This is a genomic window from Hartmannibacter diazotrophicus (assembly GCF_900231165.1).
In the GTDB taxonomy this organism is placed as follows: Bacteria; Pseudomonadota; Alphaproteobacteria; order Rhizobiales; family Pleomorphomonadaceae; genus Hartmannibacter; species Hartmannibacter diazotrophicus.
On the sequence record NZ_LT960614.1, the window covers coordinates 3,395,897 to 3,419,690 of the forward strand.

The 23,794-nt window shown below is 63.2% G+C and carries 27 protein-coding genes; 17 read left to right on the top strand and 10 right to left on the bottom strand.

The window, feature by feature from the left end; all coding sequences use genetic code 11:
* Window positions 1–319 precede the first annotated feature (319 nt).
* Window positions 320–1,324 (bottom strand): GlxA family transcriptional regulator, encoded by a 1,005-nt coding sequence (locus HDIA_RS15810; RefSeq protein ID WP_099557031.1) that lies wholly within the window; start codon window positions 1,322–1,324, stop codon window positions 320–322.
* Window positions 1,325–1,435: 111 nt separating this feature from the next.
* Between HDIA_RS15810 and HDIA_RS15815 the strand changes: the two genes are divergently transcribed.
* On the top strand, window positions 1,436–2,230 hold the full coding sequence (locus tag HDIA_RS15815) for an SDR family NAD(P)-dependent oxidoreductase (RefSeq protein WP_099557032.1): 795 nt from the start codon (window positions 1,436–1,438) through the stop codon (window positions 2,228–2,230).
* A 127-nt stretch (window positions 2,231–2,357) separates the two neighbouring features.
* Here HDIA_RS15815 and HDIA_RS15820 read toward each other — a convergent pair whose 3' ends face one another.
* Window positions 2,358–3,371, bottom strand: a complete 1,014-nt coding sequence (locus tag HDIA_RS15820; protein ID WP_099557033.1) for a zinc-binding alcohol dehydrogenase family protein — start codon at window positions 3,369–3,371, stop codon at window positions 2,358–2,360.
* Window positions 3,372–3,475: 104 nt separating this feature from the next.
* On the opposite strand from HDIA_RS15820, the gene HDIA_RS15825 reads away from it, so the two are divergent.
* The 9 genes from HDIA_RS15825 (at window position 3,476) to HDIA_RS15865 (ending at window position 11,236) form a co-directional block, all read left to right on the top strand.
* Window positions 3,476–3,865 (top strand): winged helix-turn-helix transcriptional regulator, encoded by a 390-nt coding sequence (locus tag HDIA_RS15825; protein WP_099557034.1) that lies wholly within the window; start codon window positions 3,476–3,478, stop codon window positions 3,863–3,865.
* A 445-nt stretch (window positions 3,866–4,310) separates the two neighbouring features.
* Entirely contained in the window at window positions 4,311–4,571 is a 261-nt protein-coding gene (locus tag HDIA_RS15830; protein ID WP_157775688.1) for a hypothetical protein, read from the top strand.
* 42 nt (window positions 4,572–4,613) lie between these two features.
* Complete coding sequence (gene kce, locus HDIA_RS15835) at window positions 4,614–5,546, top strand: 3,5-dioxohexanoate:acetyl-CoA acetone transferase (protein ID WP_099557036.1); 933 nt, start codon at window positions 4,614–4,616, stop codon at window positions 5,544–5,546.
* Between the two features lie 110 nt (window positions 5,547–5,656).
* The gene (locus HDIA_RS15840; protein ID WP_099557037.1) at window positions 5,657–6,664 is read left to right on the top strand and encodes a Gfo/Idh/MocA family protein; all 1,008 of its coding nucleotides are present in this window, start codon (window positions 5,657–5,659) and stop codon (window positions 6,662–6,664) included.
* A gap of 14 nt (window positions 6,665–6,678) precedes the next feature.
* Entirely contained in the window at window positions 6,679–7,437 is a 759-nt protein-coding gene (locus HDIA_RS15845) for an SDR family oxidoreductase (protein ID WP_099557038.1), read from the top strand.
* Window positions 7,438–7,743: 306 nt separating this feature from the next.
* The gene (locus HDIA_RS15850; RefSeq protein WP_099557039.1) at window positions 7,744–8,784 is read left to right on the top strand and encodes an ABC transporter substrate-binding protein; all 1,041 of its coding nucleotides are present in this window, start codon (window positions 7,744–7,746) and stop codon (window positions 8,782–8,784) included.
* On the top strand, window positions 8,781–9,605 hold the full coding sequence (locus tag HDIA_RS15855; RefSeq protein WP_173796247.1) for an ABC transporter ATP-binding protein: 825 nt from the start codon (window positions 8,781–8,783) through the stop codon (window positions 9,603–9,605). The genes HDIA_RS15850 and HDIA_RS15855 overlap by 4 nt, the downstream gene beginning before the upstream one ends.
* Before the next feature lie 3 nt (window positions 9,606–9,608).
* Window positions 9,609–10,400, top strand: coding sequence for an ABC transporter permease (locus HDIA_RS15860; RefSeq protein ID WP_099557040.1), 792 nt, complete (start codon window positions 9,609–9,611; stop codon window positions 10,398–10,400).
* A 65-nt stretch (window positions 10,401–10,465) separates the two neighbouring features.
* On the top strand, window positions 10,466–11,236 hold the full coding sequence (locus HDIA_RS15865) for an ABC transporter permease (RefSeq protein WP_157775689.1): 771 nt from the start codon (window positions 10,466–10,468) through the stop codon (window positions 11,234–11,236).
* A 115-nt stretch (window positions 11,237–11,351) separates the two neighbouring features.
* Here the strand turns inward: HDIA_RS15865 and HDIA_RS15870 are convergent, their stop codons facing one another.
* Both HDIA_RS15870 and HDIA_RS15875 read right to left on the bottom strand, forming a co-directional pair.
* Window positions 11,352–12,251 carry a polysaccharide deacetylase family protein gene (locus HDIA_RS15870; protein WP_245883894.1) on the bottom strand — a complete coding sequence of 300 codons (900 nt, stop codon included), beginning with the start codon at window positions 12,249–12,251 and terminating at the stop codon, window positions 11,352–11,354.
* A gap of 55 nt (window positions 12,252–12,306) precedes the next feature.
* The gene (locus tag HDIA_RS15875; protein WP_210202868.1) at window positions 12,307–12,996 is read right to left on the bottom strand and encodes a GntR family transcriptional regulator; all 690 of its coding nucleotides are present in this window, start codon (window positions 12,994–12,996) and stop codon (window positions 12,307–12,309) included.
* Between the two features lie 288 nt (window positions 12,997–13,284).
* Between HDIA_RS15875 and HDIA_RS15880 the strand changes: the two genes are divergently transcribed.
* From HDIA_RS15880 to HDIA_RS15900, 5 genes are all read left to right on the top strand, one after another.
* Window positions 13,285–14,031, top strand: a complete 747-nt coding sequence (locus HDIA_RS15880) for an ABC transporter ATP-binding protein (RefSeq protein ID WP_197708171.1) — start codon at window positions 13,285–13,287, stop codon at window positions 14,029–14,031.
* Window positions 14,032–14,033: 2 nt separating this feature from the next.
* Complete coding sequence (locus HDIA_RS15885; protein ID WP_099557045.1) at window positions 14,034–14,810, top strand: ABC transporter permease; 777 nt, start codon at window positions 14,034–14,036, stop codon at window positions 14,808–14,810.
* A gap of 33 nt (window positions 14,811–14,843) precedes the next feature.
* The gene (locus HDIA_RS15890; RefSeq protein WP_099557046.1) at window positions 14,844–15,764 is read left to right on the top strand and encodes a polysaccharide deacetylase family protein; all 921 of its coding nucleotides are present in this window, start codon (window positions 14,844–14,846) and stop codon (window positions 15,762–15,764) included.
* Between the two features lie 66 nt (window positions 15,765–15,830).
* Window positions 15,831–16,883: an ABC transporter substrate-binding protein gene (locus HDIA_RS15895; protein ID WP_099557047.1), complete on the top strand. Its 1,053-nt coding sequence runs from the start codon at window positions 15,831–15,833 to the stop codon at window positions 16,881–16,883.
* A gap of 202 nt (window positions 16,884–17,085) precedes the next feature.
* On the top strand, window positions 17,086–17,823 hold the full coding sequence (locus HDIA_RS15900; protein ID WP_099557048.1) for a TSUP family transporter: 738 nt from the start codon (window positions 17,086–17,088) through the stop codon (window positions 17,821–17,823).
* Window positions 17,824–17,842: 19 nt separating this feature from the next.
* Here HDIA_RS15900 and HDIA_RS15905 read toward each other — a convergent pair whose 3' ends face one another.
* The 6 genes from HDIA_RS15905 to HDIA_RS15930 form a co-directional block, all read right to left on the bottom strand.
* A complete protein-coding gene (locus HDIA_RS15905; protein WP_173796249.1) occupies window positions 17,843–18,571 on the bottom strand; it encodes an SDR family NAD(P)-dependent oxidoreductase in 729 nt (242 codons plus the stop codon).
* A 2-nt stretch (window positions 18,572–18,573) separates the two neighbouring features.
* Window positions 18,574–19,011: a GlcG/HbpS family heme-binding protein gene (locus tag HDIA_RS15910; RefSeq protein ID WP_099557050.1), complete on the bottom strand. Its 438-nt coding sequence runs from the start codon at window positions 19,009–19,011 to the stop codon at window positions 18,574–18,576.
* A complete protein-coding gene (locus HDIA_RS15915) occupies window positions 19,008–19,928 on the bottom strand; it encodes an NAD(P)-dependent oxidoreductase (RefSeq protein WP_162292658.1) in 921 nt (306 codons plus the stop codon). The genes HDIA_RS15910 and HDIA_RS15915 overlap by 4 nt, the downstream gene beginning before the upstream one ends.
* Before the next feature lie 8 nt (window positions 19,929–19,936).
* A complete protein-coding gene (locus HDIA_RS15920) occupies window positions 19,937–20,743 on the bottom strand; it encodes an alpha/beta fold hydrolase (protein ID WP_099557052.1) in 807 nt (268 codons plus the stop codon).
* A complete protein-coding gene (locus HDIA_RS15925) occupies window positions 20,740–21,852 on the bottom strand; it encodes an LLM class flavin-dependent oxidoreductase (RefSeq protein WP_099557053.1) in 1,113 nt (370 codons plus the stop codon). The genes HDIA_RS15920 and HDIA_RS15925 overlap by 4 nt, the downstream gene beginning before the upstream one ends.
* Before the next feature lie 99 nt (window positions 21,853–21,951).
* Window positions 21,952–22,887 carry a LysR family transcriptional regulator gene (locus HDIA_RS15930; protein ID WP_157775690.1) on the bottom strand — a complete coding sequence of 312 codons (936 nt, stop codon included), beginning with the start codon at window positions 22,885–22,887 and terminating at the stop codon, window positions 21,952–21,954.
* A 109-nt stretch (window positions 22,888–22,996) separates the two neighbouring features.
* On the opposite strand from HDIA_RS15930, the gene HDIA_RS25985 reads away from it, so the two are divergent.
* Window positions 22,997–23,131 carry a hypothetical protein gene (locus tag HDIA_RS25985; RefSeq protein ID WP_281259951.1) on the top strand — a complete coding sequence of 45 codons (135 nt, stop codon included), beginning with the start codon at window positions 22,997–22,999 and terminating at the stop codon, window positions 23,129–23,131.
* A 20-nt stretch (window positions 23,132–23,151) separates the two neighbouring features.
* Window positions 23,152–23,787 (top strand): carboxymuconolactone decarboxylase family protein, encoded by a 636-nt coding sequence (locus HDIA_RS15940; protein WP_245883896.1) that lies wholly within the window; start codon window positions 23,152–23,154, stop codon window positions 23,785–23,787.
* Window positions 23,788–23,794 lie beyond the last annotated feature (7 nt).

Sequence of the window (23,794 nt, forward strand, 5' to 3'; positions counted from 1 at the left end):
AAAGCTAGCCTCGAACGCCGCCGCGCCAAATGTCGCAAACCCGGCATTCTCGGACATGGCTCGATCCCCGCAACGGACAGAGCGGAAGACCGCCATCCCTTCTCCCGCGAAGATCAATCACTCGCAGACAAGCAATGGACGGAAACCTGCGGACGCGCTTTGCAGCAACCGGGCGTCAAGCAGCGCGCGAAACGGAAGGCAGGCAGCATCCGGGAGAGGGCTGCCGGCCCGGGACGCGGGCGAGGACGCCGGGCAGCTTGCCGGTCGAAGCCAGGTCCGGTCTCAAGTCTCCGAGTTCTTCCGATCCAGCAATATCGGATCAGCCGCCGACCCGGCTGTCATTTTCACGGCCATTCGAGACATTGTCGCCGCCGCTGGACGCACCGCTCCCTTCGATCAGCCGAATGCTTCGCCTCAGGCTTTGCGGCGGTTGTCCGTAGGTGCGAAGGAAGGCCCGCCGCATCCTGTCGCGGTCGGCAAACCCCGTTTCCCGGGCTACCACTTCGATGGGATGCCGGCCGTCGTCGATCATCGACTTGGCGACCTCGATCCGGATCCGCTCAACGGCTTTGGCGGGGCTGACACCCGTTTCAGAGCGAAAGATGCGGCTGAACTGCCGCGGGCTCAGGTTCGCGACCCCGGCGAGGTCTTCGACTGAAAGGGCCTCTTTCAGGTTCTCCTTGGCGTAGATCAGGGCCCGCTGAATGCGGTCCGAGCGCGGCTCCAGATCGAGCAAGGCAGAAAACTGGGACTGACCGCCCGGCCTGCGGTAGTAGACGACCAGTCGCCGGGCGATACTGCGGGCGACGGCCGCTCCATGATCCTGCTCGACAAGAGCAAGGGCAAGATCGATGCCCGCGCTCATCCCGGCGGATGTCCAGACATTGCCATCGCGGACAAAAATCCTGTCCTGCTCCACCCGGACAGCGGGATACAGCTCCGCCAGTTTTGCCGCATGCGCCCAGTGGGTCGTCGCGACGCGTCCATCCAGCAATCGCGCTTCGGCCAGATGATAGGCGCCCGTGCATATTCCGGCGACCCGCCGGGATTCGGTGCCGGCTTTCGCGATGAACCGGGCGACAGCCGGCGGCAATGATTTGGGAACGAGTTCGCCGACGACCAGCAGCGTATCCGGCGGCGCTGAAAAGGCCGTCGACTCGATCTTTGGCCCGAGCGACGATCTCATGCTCCCGCCCGTCTCGGACAGGACCGTCACGCGATAGGCGTCCCGCCCGATCTCGATGTTGGCGAATTCGAACACCGACAACGTCGCCATCGCCATGACCTGAAATCCATCTTCCAAAAGGAAGCCTACGTCTGCCATCTGAAAGCTCCGCGTCTTGATTTGACGGAACTATGACATTTGAGACATTCCTGTCCAGTCCTATCCTGTCCCGGACTTCTCCTTGACCCTTGGATTGGAACTGGAAACACCATGACGACGAAGACAACCGCTCTCATTACCGGCGCCTCATCAGGCATCGGCGCCCTCTATGCGGATCGCTTTGCGGCAAGAGGCCATGACCTGATCATCGTTGCACGCAATGAGGCCCGGCTTACCGCCCACGCGGATGCCCTGTCGTCGCGTTACGGTGTCTCCGTCAGGCCGGTTGTTGCGGATCTGACCGATCCCGCCCAACTTCGTGAGGTGGAGGCCATCCTCGCCACCGATGCCAACATCGAGTTTCTGATCAACAACGCGGGCTTCGGCAGCGCCGCGCCGCTGACCGGTTCGCCGGTGGATGAAATGGAGCGCATGATCGCGATCAATGCGACGGCCCCCATGCGCCTGACCTACGCCGCAGTGCCCCAATTCCTCGCCCGCGGCAGGGGAACGATCATCAATATCGCCTCGATCGTCGCCATCGCTCCGGAGATTTTGAACGGCGTCTACGGCGGCTCGAAATCCTTCATCCTGGCGTTCAGCCATTCCCTGCGCAAGGAACTGGCGGATACACCCGTCCGCGTGCAGGTCGTCTTGCCGGGAGCTACCGGCACGGAGTTCTGGGACGTGGCGGGCCTGCCGGTCGACAACCTGCCCAAGGAATGGGTCATGCCCGCCGCCGCCCTCGTCGATGCCGCCCTCTTCGATCTGGATCGAGGCGAATATGTCTCGATCCCGTCCCTGATGGACGAGGGCGAGTATCTGGCGTTCGAAGCCGCCCGCCAGAAGATGCTGCCTCACTTGTCCAACTCAACGCCGGCCGACCGATATCGCGCGGCGGTCTGATCGGACGATCGAGAACGAGCCGCTCGATTGGCGGCTCGCTCTCGATTGCACAAAGCGCCATTCCGAGGATGACCGGCGATGCGGACCCAATCCGAAGGTGGCCGGAGCCCGATTGCCGGACCTGAAATCAAAATCCTTCCAGGACGATCTTTCCCTTGGCCTTGCCGCTTTCGATGATCGCGTGCGCCGCCTTGAGATTGGCCGCGTTGATGGGTGAAAGCACCTGCGACAGGGTCGTACGGATCTTGCCCGCATCGATCAGTGCCGCCACCTCGTTCAAAAGTCTGCCTTGCTCATCCATGTCAGCGGTCTCGAACAACGAGCGGGTGAACATCAGTTCCCAGTGGAGCGAGACGGACTTCCGCTTGAAGCCGTTGGCGTCAAGCGTTTCCGGATCGTCGATGAGCCCGAAGCGCCCCTGCGGCGCGATCAGCTCGATGATCTCGGGCAGATGTCGGCCGGTGCCCGTCGTGGAGAAGACGAAGGCCGGGGCGCCGATGCCGAGGGCGGCGACCTCGGCAGCCAGTGGCCGGGTGTGGTCGACGACGTGATGCGCGCCGAGTTGCTTGACCCAGGCGATTGTTTCCGGGCGCGAAGCGGTCGCGATGACGGTGAGATCGGTCAAGGCACGGACCAACTGGATGGCGATCGATCCGACGCCGCCCGCCCCGCCGACGATCAGGATGGCATGAGCAGATCCGGGGACCGGCCGCGACACGTCGAGCCGGTTGAACAGCATTTCCCATGCCGTGATGGCCGTCAGAGGCAAGGCGGCGGCCTCGGCGTTCGACAGGCTTTTGGGCTTGCGGCCGACGATCCGCTCGTCGACGAGATGAAATTCGCTGTTGGCGCCGGGCCGCACCAGCGAACCGGCATAAAAGACCGGATCGCCGACCTTGAAGTTCGTCACACCGTCTCCGCATTCGGCGACGGTGCCGGCAGCATCCCACCCGAGGACTTTCCAGTCCCCGTCTGCCGGCACGGCACCCTTGCGAACCTTGGTGTCGATCGGATTGACCGAGATGGCCTCCACCTTGACCAGAAGATCGCGTCCGGACGCGGTGGGACGGTCGATCTCGATATCCACGAGGGACTGCGGCCGGTCGATCGGTCCGGCGGTCTGATAGGCAATGGCTTTCATGACGGCGACTCCTTCGCTCGATTGCTATGAGCGAGACTTGCGACTATATTCGATGATCGGCAATACGCACAAAAACCGCCTATAGTATCAAAAAGGATACTGTCATGGCCAAAGTTCGCCATTCGCGCTTCGACTGCAGCCCGGGCTGCGCGGTCGAGGCTGCGATCGGATTGATCGACGGCAAGTGGAAGTCGGTGATCCTCTTCCATCTGCTTTCGGGCACCTTGCGCTTCAACGAAATCCGCCGCCACATCGTCAACGTCACGCCGCGCATGCTGACCAACCAGTTGCGCGAGCTTGAGGAGGACGGACTGATCGACCGAAAGGTCTATGCCCAGGTGCCGCCGAAGGTCGAATACAGCCTCTCACCACTCGAACGGAGCATGGAACCCATTCTCCTGTCCCTCAAGGAATGGGGCGACGCCAACATCGGGCTCTACGGCAAACCGCATCAGGCGCAGACCGGCGATCATATTGAAGCCACGGCCGGTTGACCGAAAACTCCAACGCTTGAGTTGGATCCGTCCGGGTTCTTGATGGACTGTGCCGGGCGCACCTCGTCGGCACACGATCGCCCATCGTTCAGGTGCCCAGCCCCTTCGAACTCGACCATGATCGACGGGCCATCCGCGATGATCGGCGCAGATCGGGCCGGGTTGTGCACCGTCCGGATGCTCATGTTCCAGCAATCGAACGCATGACTGTCAGCGGCGGCGCAAAGACCGGCCACGGGGTGGAGCAAAAGTCGGCCTGATATTTTCCGGCCGGGGGCCGCTTAAACCGATTGACATGGCAGGTCATCGGATCAATATTTATCGAACGATAATTTCAAGCATCCAGAGAGATGCCATGCATAACAATATCCCGGGGAGGCTTGGGGACCGCAGTTGCGAGACTGAATTCCTCCGGCATATCGAAGCACGTCGGACCGGGCGGTTCATGAAGTCTGCCGACGCTGGCAGCGCCCGTCACAGGCCCGCGCAATCGGTCGTTCACGTGATCGGTGCCGCACAAGATCAACGCGAGACGATTGGCTGCATGCCGGCGGTTCCCCTCCCCGCCAAGGCCGCCCCGTGCAATCGGCACGAGGATCGCAGCGCCTTCCTGCGCATGACCGCTCTCGGCCGCCCGCGCCCGGTGCGCCTGCCTGACACCGGGTTCGAAGTCGCCTCCCCCAGCGTTACCGACCAGGACCCTTGAACACGGGCGGCCCATAGAACAGGCCGCGCAATGGAGACCCCCATGGCAAAACCGAGGAAAGTCATCGTCACCTGCGCCTGCACCGGCGCGATCCATACGCCGTCGATGTCACCGTATCTGCCGGTCACGCCGGAAGAAATCATCGCGGACGCGATCGGCGCGGCCGAAGCTGGCGCGGCGATCCTCCATCTGCATGCCCGCAACCCGGAGACCGGCAAGCCGGACCAGACCCCGGAGGGCTTCGCCCGTTTTCTGCCCCAGATCAAGCAGCAAACCTCCTCCGCGATCAACATCACGACGGGCGGCAGTCCTTACATGCGCGTCGAGGAGCGCGTGCTTCCGGCTGCCACCTTCAAGCCGGAAGTCGCCTCGCTCAACATGGGGTCCATCAACTTCGGCCTCTTCCCGATGCTCGACCGCTACAAGGAGTTCAAGCACGACTGGGAACGCGAAGCGCTCGAAGGCTCGCGTGACCTCGTTTTCCGCAACTCGTTCAAGGACATCGAATATATCCTGACGACCTGCTACGAGAACGAGACGCGCTTCGAGTTCGAGTGCTACGACATCGCCCATCTCTATAACCTGAAGCATTTCCTCGACCGGGGCCTCGTCAAGCCGCCCCTCTTCATTCAATCGGTGTTCGGCATTCTCGGCGGCATCGGCACGCATCCGGAAGACGTGATGCACATGAAGCGGACGGCCGACCGGCTGTTCGGCGATCAATACCGCTGGTCCGTTCTCGGCGCAGGGGCCGCACAACTGCGCATTGCGGCGATGGCCGCTTCGATGGGCGCCAATGTGCGCGTCGGGCTTGAGGATTCGCTCTGGATCGGCCCCGGCGAACTCGCCAAGTCGAGTGCCGAGCAGGTCAGAATGGCTCGCCAGATTCTCGAAGGCATGGGCCTTGAACTGGCAACGCCCGATGAAGCGCGGGAGATCCTGGAACTGAAGGGCGCCGACCGCGTGAACTTCTGATCGTGCCGCCGCAACGCCTGCCACCGCACCACCGGGTTTGAGACGGCGTCCGGCCCGCGCCATGACCAGCGGCGCCCTTTCTCGTGTGCAAGCAATTCAGGGAGGGTACAATGCTGAACGCGGCCATCGTCGGTCTTGGCGGATGGGGTCAGACGCTGGTCCGATCCGTCCAGGACAAAAGCGAACTCATCCGCTTCGTTGCGGGCGCCACACGCACGCGTTCCAAGGCCGAGGAATTCGCAACGACAAACGGCATCAGGCTCCTCGACGACCTTGCGGCGGTGATTGCCGATCCGGCGGTCGAGGCTATCGTCCTTGCGACGCCGCATCTCGATCATGTGGATCAGGTCGAGATGATCGCCGCCGCAGGCAAGCCGGTCTATGTCGAAAAGCCGTTCGCGTTGACGCAAGAGAGCGCAGAAAGAGCCGTCGCGGCGGCCGAAAGGGCCGGCATCACGCTGGCTGTCGGCCACAACAGGCGCTTCCATCCCAGCATGGGCCGCCTGCGCAGCATGATCCGCGAGGGGCGACTGGGGAAAATCCTCCACTGTCACGCATCCCTGACGACGACAAGCGGCCTGTTCCTTGCGCCCGATGGCTGGCGCAGCGACCCGCATCAATCTCCAGCCGGCGGCATGACCGGCCTTGGCATCCATCTCGTCGACGGGATGATCGACCTTTTCGGGAAGATCGAATCCGTCGCCTGCCAGAGCGTGCATCGGGCTGTGCCCTCCGGTGCGGAGGACACGACCTCCGTGCTGCTCAGGCTGACGAGCGGCCAGACGGCGTCACTGCTGGCGCTGACGGCGACGACGCCCGGCTACGAATTCTCCGTCTACGGTTCGCAGGGCATGGCGCAGGTCTCGTCGCCGACTCTTGAGACCTTCACCTGGCAGGGCGTCGCGCCGTCGGTCGCCGCCGCCCGCACGCCGCCTCCGGCCGAAACGGAGGTCACGGCGGGTGTCGACAGCGTCCGGCTGGCCCTCGAGGCATTCGCCGGCGCGGCAACGGGCGGCGCACCGTTCCCGATCCGCCACGACGAAATCATCCACGGGGTCGCTGTGCTGGAAGCCATCATCAAGGCGGCGAACACCGGCCGCTTCGTGACCATAGCCTGAAGGAACATGAGGAAATGACCACAGCCACACCGAAAACCGCCATCGTCACCGGCGGCTCGCGAGGCATCGGCGCCGCGATCTGCCGCAAGGCCGCAGCCGCCGGATATAATGTCGTGCTCACCTACAACACGGATGCTGCAGCGGCGGACGCCGTTGCCGCGGACATCCGAAACGCCGGGGTGAAAGCCTTGACGGTGAAGGCCGACATGGCCGTCGAAAAGGACATTCTCGGGCTTTTCGAAGAGGTCGACCGGCAATTCGGATCGCTGGATCTCCTGGTCGCGAATGCTGGCGGCACGGGGAAAATCTGCCGCGTCGAGGACGTCACCGCCAGTGCTCTCACCGAACTGTTGGCCGCCAACGTGGTTGGCGTGTTCCTGTGCTGCCGCGAAGCCGTCAAGCGCATGTCGACGAGGCATGGCGGACGCGGTGGCGCCATCGTCACCATGTCCTCACGGGCCGCCGGCCTCGGCGGCGGCGGTGAATGGGTCCATTACGCGGCGAGCAAGGGTGCGATCGACAGTCTGACCTTTGGCCTTGCCCGCGAAGTTGCCGCAGAGGACATTCGTGTGAACGCCGTTGCGCCCGGCTTGATCGACACCTCGATCCACGCGGCGGCCGGCGCTCCGGACCGTGTCACGCGCCTCGCGCCGCTCATCCCTATCCCTCGCGCAGGAGAGCCCGAAGAGGTGGCGGATGTCGTGATGTGGCTCGCATCCGATACGTCGTCCTATGTGACCGGTGCCGTCATTCCGGTTTCCGGCGGCCGGTGAAATATCCGGCACCGGTGGCATGCCAGACGGGCACGCCGCCCCGCCTCGGGCGGAGACCTCTGCAAAAAAACAAACTCTTAGGAGTCAATATAAATTCGAACGCCCTCACGATCATCATTCTTCATTGACATGATCGAAAATCTTCTTAATTATCTATCGATAATAAGAACGCTCTGGACATCAGGATCGGGCTCTCGGCGCAAGCGCTGGATTTCCATCCTCACGACTGCCGGCAGAGAACCGGCGACGATGCTCCAGAAATGACGTTTCGGTAACATCCGAAACAATCCAAGGGAGGAAAAATCCATGGCGACAAGAAGGGATGTACTCAAAGGCGCTGCGGCGGCCACGGCGCTCGGACTGGGGGCGACCCGGATCGCGCGTGCCGCCGACGGCCCGCTGAAGATCCGGATGGGTTGGGCAAACATGCCGGGCCATCTCATCCCGGTGCTCTATCTCAATCCCGACCAATACGGCCTGAAGCATTACGGCAAGAGCTACACCGTGGAGCCCATCCGTTTCCGCGGCAGCTCGCCCCAGATCGCGGCCCTCGCCTCCAAGGAAATCGACTTTGCCGCGTTTGGCGCGCTCGTCGTGTCGCTGTCGGTGACCAACGCCCGTCTCGATACCAAGGCCGTGGCCGACATCATCGAAGATGGGCTGCCCAATTCGCACTCCGAAACCTTCTGCGTCAAAGCGGACGGCCCGATCAAGACTGTCGAGGATCTGAAGGGCAAGAGGATCGCCACCAACGCGCTGGGTTCGGCGTCGGACACCGCGATCCGGGCGATGCTTGACAAGTCGGGCCTCGATCCCAAGCGCGATGGCATCACCTTCGTCGAGGCTTCATTCCCGAACATCCCGTCGATGATCGAGGAAGGCAAGGTGGATCTCGGCACCGTGATCCAGCCCTTCTCGCAGCAGGGCATCGACGCGGGCAAGCTGAAGACGCTGTTCACTTCCAAGGATGCGATCGGCCCCTCGCAGCTCGTCACGCTGTGCAGCACAGGCCCCTATCTCGACGCCAATCGCGACCAGCTGATGGATTTCTTCGAGGATCACGTGCGTGCGGTCCGCTGGTTCACCAACCCGGACAATCACGCCGAAGCGGTCAAGATCATCGCCGAGTTCATGCAGCAACCGGCCGAGGGCCTGCAATATCTCTTCACCGATGCCGACTACTACCGCGATCCCTACATGGTCCCGAATCTGGACGCACTTCAGAAGGGTATCGACCTCTCGATCAAGATGGGTCTCGCCCCCAATGGCATCCAGATCCAGCCCGATCACGCCGATCTGAGCTTCGTCGAAGAGGCGAAGCGCCGGATCGAGGCAGACAAAGCGTGAGCCTGGCTTACGCCGAAACGGATGTCGGTGCCGCAGTGAGCGGCATCGATATTCGTAACGTAACCCACACCTACGGCGGACGCGACGGGCGGGGCGTTACGGCACTCGACAACATCAACCTCGACATCAAGGACTGTGAGTTTCACGCGCTTCTCGGCCCCTCCGGATGCGGCAAGAGCACCCTTCTCTATCTGATCGGCGGCTTCCTGCCGCTTCAAGAGGGCGGGATCATCACGCCGAAGGGCCCGGTGAAAGGCCCCGGACCGGACCGCAGCATCGTGTTCCAGAACTTTGCCCTGTTTCCCTGGAAGACCGTTGAAGACAACGTGCTTTACGGGCTGAAGAAGGCAAAGATCGCTCCGGAGGAGCGTGCAAGGAAGGCGCAGGAGTATATCGATCTCGTCCACCTGACGGGATTTGAGAAGTCCTATCCCTCGCAACTGTCCGGCGGCATGCAGCAGCGCGCGGCAATCGCCCGCACGCTCGCCATCGATCCGCGCATCCTGTTGATGGACGAACCGTTCGGCGCGCTCGATGCGCAGACCCGCCGCGTGATGCAGGAAGAACTGCGCGCCATCTGGCAACGCAGCCCGAAGACCGTCGTCTTCGTCACGCACGACGTTCAGGAAGCGGTCTTTCTGGCGGACCGGATTTCAATCATGAGTGCGCGACCGGGCCGGATCGCGCATGTGATCGATGTCGACCTGCCGAAAGAGCGCGGCGAAGAAACGCTGGAGAATCCGCAGTTCATCTCGCTCAGCGAGAACATCTGGCGGATGGTCCGCGAACAGGCGGTGGCGGCCACGCGCGGAGGGCATTGACCGATGGCCGACGTGAACATGGAGTCCAGCCGGGCATGGGGTGGCGGTGTGGTCGGCACGACGATCCGCTATCTGCCGATCGCCCTGCTCTTCGTCGCCTGGGAGATGATCCATCTGATGGGCCTGGTGCCCGAAAAGATGCTGCCGGGTGTCGGCGAGATCATCGGCGCATTCGTCAAGATGCTCACCGAGGGCGATCTCTTGTGGAATACCTTCCGCTCGCTCAGCCGGGCGGCGGTGGGCTTGGGCGCGGCTGTGGCGATCGGAATTCTGATCGGCATTCTCATGGCCTCGTCGCGCATCGCACGATTGCTCCTGAACCCGATCGTGCAGATCTTCTATCCCATGCCGCGCTCGGCCCTGATCCCCGTCGTGATGATCTGGCTCGGGCTCGGCGACAGTTCGAAGATCCTTCTCATCTTCCTCGGCTGCCTGCTCCCGGTCATCATCGCCACCTACAACGGCGCACGCGGTGTGAACCCGGTGCTGCTCTGGTCGGCGTCCAGCCTTGGCGCCTCAAGGCTCGACGTGATGCGCGAGGTCCTGCTGCCGGCGGCAATGCCCGAAATCGTCAATGGCTGCCGCACCGCCCTCGCCTTCGCCTTCATCCTGATGGTCAGTTCCGAGTTCATCATCGCGACTGACGGCATCGGGTTCATGATCAGCCAGCTCGGCGATGCGGGATATTATCCAGGCATGTTCGCTGCGATCTTCTTCGTCTCGGGCGTCGGCTTCGCATTCGATCGGCTCTACGCGGCATTTGCACGCCGGATCTTGCGATGGAGGGACGCGTGACGGACCTGACCCATTCAACCGGCAGCAAGCTCATGCAACCGCAAAAGTCGCGCCCGCAAAAGCGCATGATGTCATCGAAGACCGTCGACTTCGCCGTGCAGTGGGGCGTGATCATCCTTCTCGGACTCCTGTGGGAATTCGGCACGCGCTATGGGGCCATCAATCCCTTCCTCCTGCCCTCGCTCAGTTCGGTCCTCGAACGGCTCTGGCAGGGCACCATGGATGGAACGATCCCCGTCGACATCCTGCTGACGCTCTACCGTGCCCTGTACGGCTTCTTCGTGGCCGCGGTGATCGGCGTTCCGGTCGGCATCCTGATGGCGCGCTCGAGGGTGGTGCACTGGCTCTTCGACCCGATCATCTCGGTCGGCTTCCCGATGCCGAAGATCGCCTTCCTGCCCATCTTCGTCCTGTGGTTCGACATCTACGACACGTCGAAGATCATCATGGTGGCGTTCTCCTGCTTCTTCCCGATCGTCTCGGCGACCTATGCGGGTGCATCCGGCATCGACAAGTGGCCCGTCTGGTCCGCCCGGTCGCTCGGTGCGAAGGAACGCGAGATGCTGTGGGAGGTGTATCTGCCGCTCGCCAGCCCGATGATCCTGACGGGTCTTCAGGTGGCGCTGCCGGTGGCCATGATCACCACGATCGTGACCGAGATGCTGATGGGCGGGCGCGGGGTCGGCGGCGCCATGATCATGGCCGGGCGCTTTGCCGATACGGTTGGCGTCTTCACCGGCATCGTCGAAGTGCTGATCTTCGGTATCTCGGTGGTGAAGGGGCTCGAATGGCTCCGCCGCCGGCTGCTGGTCTGGCACCCGGAAAGCCAGAAATAGGGACAAGTCCTCCCCGCTGCAGACCGCAGCACCTTCCGGCCCGCCCAGGCATCGCCTCGGCGGGCCGGCTTATTTTTGCACAGCGTGACCTGGCCTTTGAGGCACCCGGCCGCCCTTATCGGGCGGCAGGCACCTGGCCGCGATACCAGTCGAGGATCTGTTCGCCCGTCCACATCACCACGTCCTCGTGCCCGAGAATGTAGTCGTAGAGTTCCTCCAGATACCGGATGCGGTGCGGGGCGCCGGTCAGGTAGGGGTGGATCGAGATGGCCATGATCTTCGGCCCTGTTTCGCCTTCCTTGTAGAGGCGATCGAACTGGTCGCGCCCCCGGCGCAGGATTTCGTCGGAAGGCTTCTTCTCGACGGCCGACATCAGCACATCGTTGACCTCGACCGTATAAGGCACGGAAACGAGGCGGCCCGACCGGGTCTTGATGTCGAGCGGCTGGTCGTCCAGCACCCAGTCGGCGACATACTCGATACCGGCTTCGGCCAGAAGATCGGCGGTCTCCGCCGTTTCGGTCAGGCCCGGGCTTTCCCAGCCGCGTGGCGGCTTGCCCGTGAATTCGGCGATCGCCGCCATCGTCGCCTTGATCGCGGCGGCCTGGTCCTCGACCTTGTGCATCGGCCGCTGGACGAAGCCGTGGCCCATGAACTCAAAACCGGCGTCGCGGGCCGCGGCACAGGCTTGCGGATAGACCTCGCAGCAGCGGCCGTTGAGGGCCAGCGTCGCCTTGAGATCACGGCTCGTCAGCACGTCCATGAAGCGCCAGAAGCCCTGCCGCATTCCATACTCATGCCATGCCCAGTTCGGGATATCCGGCAGGAGCGGCTGCCCCATGGGCGGCGGCAGAACGGTCCGCGGCATCGCCGCATCAGGCTCCCAAACCTCGATGTTCAGGATCGTCCACACCGCCACCCGCGCGTTTCCGGGCAAGGTGAGTTTGGGACGTTCGTGCGGCGCGGTGAACGGCACCCGCTCCCGTGCATTCATGGGGCTGCGTGTGGAATCCATGGGACGCTCCTTCAAACTTGGCGAAAGCGGTTGATGTCGATGAAGCCATTGAGGCTCAGGCCGGCTCGGGATCGCCCTGCCTGTGCGTTTCGGCCTCTTCGGCCAGCACCTGCATCACGAGCGTGGCGGTGTTCTCGATATGAAGGGTAATGATCCGGGCGGCGCGCTCGGGATCGTGGTCGAGGCAGGCCTGATAGAGTTCCCGGTGCTGCTCCTGCGGCCCCTCATACCCCGCCCGGGCAATGTAGGTGCGCACGCAGCGCTCGATGTTCTGGCGAAGCTTGTCGATCATCTCGACCATCTTCGGCCATCCGCTCGCCTCATTGAGCGTGCGGTGGAACGCTTCGTTGAGCTCGAACCAGCGCGCCCCGTCATCGGCGGCAATCGCCTCGTCCATTTGCTCCAGAAGGACCTTCATCTTGGCGAGACCGCTCGCATCGATGCGTGCCGCGGCGCGTTCGACGGCGCGCCGTTCGAGCAGCACGCGGATGGCATAAAGCTCTTCCACTTCGGCGACGCTCAGATGGGCGACCTCGACGCCGCGATACGGGTAGAAGGTCACCAACCCCTCTGATTCCAGCTGCTTCAGCGCTTCGCGGACCGGCATGCGACTGACGCCGTAGCGCAGTGCCAGTTCATCGAGATTGAGGCGCATGCCGGGCGGCATCTCACCATTGACGATGGCTTCCCTGACGTTGCGGGCAACGGCCTCGGTTCGTGACATCGTCAACACCGGCTTCTGCATGCTCCCCACCTCCAAAATCCATTCTTCCAATCTTAGGCGATCCGGGTCCGCACGCCGAATTGGTTGAGTCACGCATTGATAGCGGGCAGTCGCTGACCTGCCAATCAATGTATAATATATTTTATACTCTTGTGCATCGCCGGCAGTTCGGTCTAGCATTTGGGCAGCCCAACGATTGGGCAAAATGCTGTGAGCGACAGTAAGGAAGAGAGTCTGGTGGAAGTGTCGGAACCGAACGCGCCCCCGCCCAAGGCCGGCGCCAATTTCGTGCAGATCGAAGATGTCAGCCTGCGATACGGCGACAGTTCGTCCGGAACCCTGGCGATCGAGGGCGCCACCCTCAGCATTGCCGACGGTGAGTTCATCGCCGTCGTCGGGCCGAGCGGCTGCGGAAAATCATCGCTGCTGAAGCTCGTCTCCGGCCTGCATCCGCCGGCCGAGGGCGTCGTGCGTGTCGGTGGCAAGATGGTCGACCGTCCAATCGACATCTGCGGCATCGCTTTCCAGAACTCCACTCTTCTGCCCTGGCGGACGACGCTGGAAAATGTGCTGCTGCCCCTTGAGATCGTGCAGCCCTATGCCTCCAACTTCCGCAAGAACAAGGCCGAGTACGAGGCCCGGGCGCGTGAATTGCTGGCGGCCGTCAGCCTCGCCGGCTTCGAAGACCGGTATCCGTGGGAGTTGTCGGGCGGCATGCAGCAGCGCGCCTCGCTCTGCCGCGCGCTCATCCACAAGCCGAAGCTGCTTCTCCTCGACGAGCCGTTCGGCGCGCTGGACGCGTTCACGCGCGAGGACCTCTGGACGATCCTGCAGGACCTGTGCATCCGCGAGCGGCCGACGGTCATCCTCGTCACGCACGAACTGCGCGAGGCCGTCTTCCTGGCCGACACGGTCTACGTCGTCAGTCCGCGTCCGGGCAAGATCCTGCGGCGCGAAGAGGTCCCCTATGCCCGCCCCCGCACCTACGAAATGACCTTCGAGTCCGATTTCGTCGATCTCGTCCATTCGCTTCGCGAAAGCATCCAGCGGAATTGAAAATGGCCAATAAACACATCGTCCGTCTTCTGCCCTGGGTCATCACGATCGGCTTTTTCGTGTTGTGGGAACTCGCCTGCGTCCTCTTCTCGATCGACCGGTTCATTCTTCCCAGGCCATCGGCAATCGCCGTCAGCATCTTCCAGAACGCCGGAACCATCGTGCTCCAGTCGTGGTACACGCTCTTCACCACCCTCGCCGGCTTTGCCGTTGCGGTGGCGGTCGGCCTCTTCCTCGGGCTACTGGTGGGGGCTTCGCCGCTGGTTTATCGCGGCGTCTACCCGATCATGGTCGGGCTCAATTCGGTGCCCAAGGTGGCGATCGTTCCGATCCTCGTCATCTGGTTCGGCATCGGCGCCGTGCCGGCCATCATCACCGCCTTCGTCATCTCCTTCTTCCCGATCATGGTCAACGTCGCGACCGGTCTTGCGACGATCGAACCTGAACTCAACGACGTGCTGCGTTCGCTTGGCGCCAGCAAGTTCCAGATCCTGCGCAAGGTCGGCCTGCCAAGGACGATGCCCTACTTCTTCGCCTCGCTGAAGGTTGCGGTCACACTCGCCTTCATCGGCTCGGTCGTCGCCGAGACCGTCGCCGGCGACCGGGGCATCGGCTACCTGATGATGGCCGCGAGCGCGCGCTTCGACGTCACGCTCGTCTTTGCCGGCCTCATCGTGATCGGCGTCATGGGGGTCGTGATGTACGAGGTCTTCGCCGTCCTCGAACGGCGCGTGACCTTCTGGGCAACCCGCGGAAACGATATCGCCGCCGCCCAATAGCAAATCTCTCATCAACAAGAAGAGTTAAGAACGATGAAGCTTCCAAGTCACGGTCGCTATGACTTTCATCCCATCATCGAACGGCCCGACTACGCCTGGCCGGATGGCAAGCGCCTTGCCGTCTGCATCGTCACGAACCTTGAGGTCTACGCCTATCTGAAGGGCACGGGATGGGATCCGGCCAAGCTGAACGAGCCGCAGAACCAGCGCAACTATTCCTGGCGCGACTACGGCAACCGTGTCGGCATCTGGCGCCTGTTCGACCTGTTCGACAAGTTCGGCATTCCTGCCGCCCACAACGTCAATTCGCTACTTTATGACGATCACCCGCAGATCTTTGAGAAGATCCGCGAACGTGGCGACGAGATCGTCTCGCACGGGCGCACCAACGCCGAGCGCCAGGGCGATCTTTGGGAAATCGACGAGCAGCGCCTCATCGCCGATGTCACGGAGAAGATTTCCGCCAACGAAGGTGCTCCGCCGCGCGGGTGGATGGGCCCCGCGGCATCCGAAAGCCGCGTAACGCCCGACCTTCTGAAAGAGGCCGGCTACCGCTACGTGATGGACTGGCCCGCCGACGACCAGCCCTTCTGGCTGCGAACCCGCTCTGGCCCGCTTCTCTCGGTGCCGTATCCGGCCGAGCTCAACGATTCGGCGGCCATCATTCACCGCCGCCAGACGGCTCACGACTTCGCACAGATGATCGTCGACCAGTTTGACGAGATGGTCGAACTCAGCGCCGAACGGCCGCTGGTCATGACCATCTCCCTGCATGCCTTCGTCGTCGGCCAGCCGTTCCGGCTGAAGCCGCTGCGCGAGGCCCTCCGCCATTGCGTCGAACACAAGCTGAAGGACCGGGTCTGGTGGACCCGGCCGGGCGACATCGCCGACTTCTGCTACCAGCTTCCGCCTGGCCTCGTGCCCGGCGAAGGCCCCGCGCCGTCCACGCCCTGAGGGCAAGCGGACGACCTTCGGGCGGGGCACCGAACTTCCTGCGCGTCAGATAAAGGGAACAGCGTCATGACAGGATTTTTGAACAGGACACTCATTGCCGCGGCGGCTCTCGCAGCGGCAACAGGCATTGCCTTTGCCCAGGAGTCCAAGGTCGAGCAGCCGGATGTCAAACTCTCGCTCGACTGGGCCTTCCAGGGGCCGCAGTCGGTCTATCTCTATGGCCTTGAAAAGAACTTCTACAAGGCGCACGGACTGAACGTGCAGGTCGACCGCGGCAGCGGTTCCGGCGACACGGTTCTGCGCGTTGCCTCCGGGGCCTACGACTTCGGCTGGGCCGACATCGCCAGCATGGCGAAGTTCAACCTGCAAAATCCCGACAAGCAGCTCGTCGCGGTCTACATGACCGGCGCCAATTCGCCGCTCGCCGTCGTATCGGTGAAGGGGCGCGGCATCGAGGAACCCAAGGATCTTGCCGGCAAGACGCTCACGGCCACCGCCTCAAGCTCCGCGCTCGCGCTTTTCGACGTCTTCGCCGAGAAGGCCGGCTTCGACTCCAAGTCGGTGACCTGGAAACAGGTGAGCGGCCAGCTGCGCGAGCCTATGATGGTGCGGGGTGAATCCGACGCTCTCGCAGGCTTCACGACCTCCAGCATCATGACGGTCGCCGACCTTGGCGTCGCGCAGGACGACATCGTCGTCTTTCGCTACAACGACTACGGCGTGAAGCAATATGGCACCGCGATCATGGTCCGGCCGGAATTCCTGGAGAAGAACCCGGAGACCGTGCGCGCCATGGTGGCGGCGATCAACGATTCCTTCAAGGCAGCAATCGAGGACCCGACAGCGTCCGTCGCCACCATCAAGGCTCGCGACTCGCTCGCCAACCCGGCGGTCGAGTGCCCGCGCCTGATCGAAGGCCTCAAGAACCTCACGCTGTCAGACGAGTTCAAGAAGGAGGGCCTCAGCACGGTCGACATGGATCGCCTTGCTGCATCGATCGACGAAATCAAGCAGGTCTACAAGCTCGACGGCGATCTGCCGCTCGACCACGTCTATCGTTCCGATTTCCTGCCGTCCAAGGAAGACCGCATGCCGCCGGAACTCGGCACCTGCAGCTAAGCGGCAAGCGCCCTGATATCGGCCTGCGTGCGGTCGATCCATCGCCGCTCCAGGCCATATCGCAACAAGCCCAGTTCGCCGTCTCCGGCGGGCTGGGTTTCCTTCTTTTTTGGGCTAAGTCAGAGTTCGGTTCGCCATCCTCCGGATACGCTGATGCCGAAGCCCTGCCCTTTGCGGACCCTCCAGACGTGAAAGAAATCAGGTGACCGCAGTCATTGGCCTTGCATTCGGAGCGTCCGTCTTCCTGACCTCTGCGCTGTCCGGGGTCTTCGGCATGGCCGGCGGGCTGATCCTGCTCTGGCTGCTCCTGCTCCTGCTGCCGGCATCGAGTGCGATCGCCGTCCATGGCGTCATACAGATGGTGGCGAATGGTTGGAGGGCGGTCCGCTCCCGGGCCTTCATCGACTACCGGATCGTCGCCTTCGCGGTCCTCGGCCTGCTTGCGATCGCGGCCGTCTTGACCCTTGCCCGCTATACACCGGAAAAGGCGACCGTTTGCATCGCCATCGGGTTGATGCCGATCCTCGTCTGGCTGCCGAAAAGCCTGTTCGCGCTCGATGCGTCTCGGCCGCTTCATGCCTTCATCTGCGGCGTGATAGCCGGCGGGCTGAACATCACCGTGGGCATCGCCGGCCCGACCATCGACGTCTTCTTTATCCGCACGGCGATGGACCGCAGGAAAATCGTCGCCACCAAGGCTGTCGTTCAGATGACCTCTCATGCGCTGAAGGTCATCTTCTATGCGCGCTCGGCGCTCGCGCTTACGCCGGACGAGTGGCTGGCCATTGCGGCAGCCGCCCCGTTCGCGGTGCTCGGCACCAATGCGGGCCACGCCATCCTGCACAGGATCACCGACCATCATTTCCGCACCTGGACACGGTGGATCGTGACCGTGATCGGGGCCTTCTATATGGCTCAGGGACTGATGCTGATCCTTTGATGTCCTTTTGTGCGAACGATCAGCGCGCCGTCCAGCCGCCGTCGATCCGCAGGCTGTCGCCGGTGACAAAGCGCGCCCGGCTCGATGCCAGGAACACGATCGCCTGCGCGACGTCGTCCGGCACCGGCAGATCGTTCATCGGCACCATGTCATAGACGAAGCGCTTGAACTCCGGGTCTTCGAACATCGGCGCCGTCATAGGCGTCAGCACGAATGTCGGCGCGACCGAAACGACGCGGATGCCGGCGGGAGCAAGCTCCACGGCCATCGCCTTGGTCAGGCCTTCGACGGCGTGCTTGGTCATGCAATAGACGGTGCGCTTCGGCGATCCGACATGCCCCATCTGGGACGACATGTTGACGATCACGCCACCCCTCTTCATTGCCCGCACGGCGGCACGCGCCACCTTGTAGACCGAGCGGATGTTGAGATCGATCATCCAGTCGAGCGTGTCGTCATCGACGTCGACCATCATCTTCGGGCGATTGCCGCCGGCGTTGTTGACGAGGATGTCGAGCCCGTCCATCGCCTCGATACGGCGATGAAAATCGGGATCGCCCACATCGGCGACAAGCGGCGTCACCTGCCCACCCGTCTCTTCCGTCAACGTCTCCAGATCGCCGGCCGTTCGGGCGACGGCGACCACCCGCGCGCCGCTCGCGGCGAGAGCCAGAGCCGTGGCGCGGCCGATACCGCGACCGGCCCCCGTGACAAGGGCAAGCCGTCCGGCCAGAAGTGCGTCGGCCACGGTCAGCGCTCCTCGATATCCGGCGTCAATCCGGCCGCCTCGATGCCCGCGACAACGCAGGTCTCGTCGATGTCCGAGGTGTCGCCGCTGACGCCGGCCGCGCCAATGATCTCGCCGTCCGCGTCCTTGATCAGGACACCGCCCGGCACCGGAACCATTCGTCCATCCGTCACCGAGGCAAGCGCCGTGAAGAAGTTCGGAACCTTGCCCGCCCGAACCGAGAGACCGCGACTGGAAATTCCCATGCCAAGCGCGCCCCAGGCCTTGCCATGGGCGATTTCGACGCGTGCGATGCCGCTGCCGTCCTCGCGCTTGACGACCTTCATGTGCCCGCCGGCATCGAGCACGACAACCGTCAGCGGATGGGCGTTGAACTCGCGGCCCTTGCGCAGCGTGACCGTGGCGATTTCATCGGCGGCGGAAAGGGTGAGAGCGGTCATTCGGCGCCTCCGTCCATCGGTGCGGTCATTCCCTTCAGCACGGCAAAGAGCGAGGCCGTGTCCTGCTTGCCTCGCCCTTCGGCGAGCGCGGCGAAATAAAACGGCAGACTGGCCGCCATCAGCGGTGTCGGACAGCGCAGTTCGCGCGCAAAGTCCATGATGAGCTGCAAGTCCTTGATGTAGATATCCATCTTCATGGTCGCGGGTTCGTAGCGGTCCTCGATCATCAAGGGGGCCCGCAGGTCGAACATGCGAGAACCGCCCGCGCCGGTACGGATCGCGTCATAAACCGTGTTGAGGTCGAGCCCCGCCCGCTCGGCCAGAAGCAACGCCTCCGCCGTGGAGAGATTGTGGATCGTCACCAGCAGGTTGGCGATATACTTCAGCTTCATGCCGGTGCCGAAGGTGCCGACAAGGCGCACGTCGCGCGCAAATCCGCAGAAGACCGGTTCGGCGACGCGATAGGCCGCCTCGTCGCCGCTCGCAAAGACCACCAGATCGCGCACGGCCGCCTGGGCGCCGGTGCCGCTGACCGGACAGTCGAGAACCTCCACGCCGACGGCCGCGAGCGCCGCCGCGCAGGCCTCCTTGGCCTCCAGCGGCAAGGTCCCCATCTCGCAAACCACGGCGCCTTTCCGGACGCTACTAACAAGCGCCTCGGTCACGGCCTCCAAGGCCTTGACCGACGGCAGGGCCAGAAGGATGACATCGCTCGCCCGCGCGACATCGGCGGTACCGGCGACCGCCTCGCCGCCGTCGGCAACCAGATCGTCCATGGCCGACTGAGCGACGTCGGTGCCAATGACCTTGTAGCCGGCTTCGACGAGGTTCCGGCCATAGGCCGAGCCCATGATGCCAAGACCCACGATGCCCACCGTCGGACGCGCGCCGTTCTCATTCACTGCGGTATGTGTCATTGAGGCCATTACCCTTTGAGTCCAAGAAATTGTGCCAGTGCGGCGTTGAAGCCTTCGACGTCTTCCATGTTGGAAATATGCGCGCAGCCGCGAAGTTCGATCAGCCGCGCGTCAGGTGTCGCGGTGGCCATCGCGGTCATGGCCTCCCGCGGCGCGGCGCCGTCTTCCGAGCCACGAATATAGAGCGTCGGCGCCCGCAATTGGGGCAGTCGCCGCAGATAGTCGAGCCCCTTCAGGGCCTCGGCGCAGGCGATGTAACCGTTGGGCGAAACGGCGAGCAGCATCTCGCCGGCGCGCCGGACGAGATCGGGACGCGCCGCGCGATTTTCGGGCGTGAACCATCGCTCCATCGTGCCGTCGAGCACAGCACCCATTCCGCCCTCTGCAACCGCCGTCATGCGCTGCCGCCATCCCTCCACGAAAGCCGGCGGCGCATCGGCCCTGGCATCGGCGCACACGAGCCTTGCGACGCGAGCCGGATGGTCCAGCGCCAGGCCTAGCGCCGTCATCCCGCCGAGCGAAAATCCGATAACATCCGCGCGCTCGATGTCGAAGCGGTCCATCACCGCGACCATGTCCGCGACCAGCATCGCGAAGTCATAGGGCCCGTCGGGCGCCGAACTTTCGCCATGGCCGCGGGTGTCATAGCGGAGCACCCGATAGGCCGACGTCAGCAGCGCCATCTGGTCGTCCCACATCCTCCGATCCGCCGCGAGCGAATTGGACAGCACGATCCAGGGCCGATCGTTCGGACCGTCGACATAGGCGGCAATCTCGACGCCCGCCGATTTGACGATTGTCGTCGGGCCGGTCATTCCGCGGCATCCTTCGCCATGTCTTCGCCGATGGCGCTGTTCACGCGCGGAAGAACCTCTTCCGCCATCAGCACCATCGACCGCTTGCCGAGGTCCGCATCGCGCCAATCGTGACCGGCATAAAGAAGGGTGCCGAAGGGACCGACCTCCTCGCGGAATTCGACGATCTTCTTGGCCACTATCTCCGGCGTGCCGTGAATGACGAGCCGGTCGAGCACATGCTCGAAATCGAGGGCTTCGTCCGGCATCGACTGATCCTCCTTGAAGAGGTTCGAACGGCCATTGCCGACCATTTTTTTGACGAGAGACCGGTAGTAGTGAACGTAGGGACTGTCGTCGCCCCGCGCATAGGTCCGCGCCGTTGCCGCATCGTCGGCCACGAAGATGCTCTTGGCGACGCGCCAGTTGGCAAGGTCTATCGGGCGCCCGGCCTGACGGCATCCCTCTTCGTAGCTCGCACGGTGCGTTGCCACCCACTTCGGCATCAGGAAATTGGCCGAGATCGGGTCCCAGCCCCTTGCGGCGGCGGCGGTCACCCCTTTTGAGAAGGGCGCGACGGCCGTCACGATGATGGGGGGATGCGGCTTTTGCAACGGCTTGGCGACGATGCCCTGCCCGATCTCGCTGACCAATGTCCGCGCCGTCGAGATCGTCCAGTGCGGACCGGCAATGTCATAAGGCGGCTCGCCCGTCCACAGTTGCAGGACCGCGTCGATCGCCTCCAGGAACATGGCGTTTCGGTCCGCGTCGAGATTGCCGAAAATTTCCGCGTCGGACAGAAGACCTCCCGGACTGATGCCGAGGTTGAGGCGTCCGTCGAGCAGATGATCCAGCATGGCGATTTGCGCGGCAATGGTCGCCGGATGGGCGTTCGGCAGATTGACGGTTCCCGTCCCGAGCCGCATGCGCTCGACGCGGCCGGCGAGCGTTGCCAGAAAGACGATGCTACTCGTGATGTTCTCGGCCAGATCGGTCACATGCTCGCCGACATAGCCTTCGGTGAAACCCAGCCGATCGGCGAGCAGGAATGCCTCCTGATCCTCCTTCAGCGTTTCACGCCAGTCGCGACCGAGCGGGTGGATCGGCATGGTGAAAAAGCCGAGCCGCATGGGTGCCTCCCTCCGACTTCTTTTCGAAAGTCTGATTGTTTTTCGAAAAAATAGCGAGGAGGGATCAGAAGCAGAAACGATAAGAACTGATGAAGGGGATCAGTTTTCGTGATGGCTGGAGACCGGCATCCCCTGCCACACGGACTTTGACAGACGATACTGACGCTCCAGTCCATCAAGAAACAGCTCGGCCGCCGGCAGGAGAGCATTTTTCGCAGGCTCGATCACCGCATAGTCGACGGACAATGCCGGATCCGCGATCGGGTGCAGCGAGCGCACCGTCCCGTCGATGTCGTTGATGCAGATCGTTTCCGGCAGGATGGTCATGAAATCCGAATTGGCGACAAATTCGAGCGTCGCGATCATGGCGTCCATGTCGACCAGCGCCGAAAGAGCAACGCCGTGCAATTCCGCATAGCTGTCGAAGGCGTCGCGGCGGGCATTGCCGCGCGCCGGCAGGACCAGCTTCATCGGACTGAGGTCACGCAGTCGAACCGGCGACAGATGCGGCGGGCCATCGCCCGCACGGCGCACCAGAAGCTCACGGTCGGTGCCGAGCCAGCGCGTGCGCAAACCCTCGCGCTGGGGAGCGCTTGGCACAATGGCGAAATCGAGGTTTCCCGCCGCCACCTCGTCCGTCAGGACGGCGCTATACGCCTCGACGACGGAAACCTTCACGTTGGGATAATCGGCGATGAACGCCGCCAGTGCGGGTGCCAGAACGCCCCGGCTGAAGGTCGGCATCAGCCCGATCCGGACAGTCCCGCCGACACCTTCCGACAATGTTCGGATTTCGACCGAGATCTCGTCGAGGTTTCGCATGATGTCGATGGCCCTGACATAGAGCCTCTGCCCGGAATGGGTCGGGACGACACCGCGCGGCGAACGATCGAACAGACGCAGGCCGATCTGTTCCTCGAGATTCTGGATCTGCATGGAAAGGCCCGACTGCGTGGCATTGAGGCGTCGCGCCGCCGCGGAAAAGGAGCCTTCCTCGTAGACACCGATGAAGGCGGCAAGCTGTCTGAGGTTCAACACGGTATCAGCCCATATGATAGGTCCATCGCCTTTCTAGGATTATCAGCTGATACCCAGGGTCGACTAGGCTTTCTCCCGTCCATGGAAGAAGGGGGAACCGCCTCAGATGAACGCTTCCGATCCGACCGTTGCCTTTCTCCCGTCCATCGACACCACGCACTTTCGCCAGGCTCTCGGGTGCTTCGTCACGGGCGTTACCGTCATGACGGCTCGCGCCGCCGATGGTCGCCTCGCCGGATGACGATTGACAAGGCGCGGTCCTTGAATGATATTTATCGAACGATCAACAAGGACGAGCCGACGTCAAGTCCGGCCATGTCCAATCCGGGAGGAACGACCATATCCCGTCCACCCATCATCGACGAGACGACGCTGAACCCCGTGCAGAGGCGTGTCTATGACGCCATTCTGTCGGGGCCACGGGGCGTCGTCGAAGGCCCGCTGCGACTGTGGCTCCTCAGCCCGGGGCTCGCCGAGCGCGCCCAGGAACTTGGCGCCTTCTGCCGCTACAACACCAAGCTGGCGCCCCGGCTTTCGGAACTTGCGATCCTCGTCACCGGCGCCTTCTGGAAGGCAGGCTTCGAGTGGGTCGCTCATTGCCCGGCGGCGATATCCGCGGGCCTGTCCGCCGACATTGCCGAAGCGATCCGAAAAGACGAGGAGCCGACGTTCGAGCAGGAGGATGAGGCGGCCGTCTTCGCTCTTGCCAGGGAACTTCACCAGACGCGGCGGCTCAGCGACGCGACCTATGAACGGGCGATCCGGCTACTGGGTCTCGAAGCCGTCGTCGAGTTGGTCGGCATCCTTGGCTACTACACGCTGGTTTCCATGACGATCAACGCGTTCGAAATTCCGGCGCCCTCGGGCGCAGCGGACCCCTTTGCCCAAGCCGAATGACAAGAAA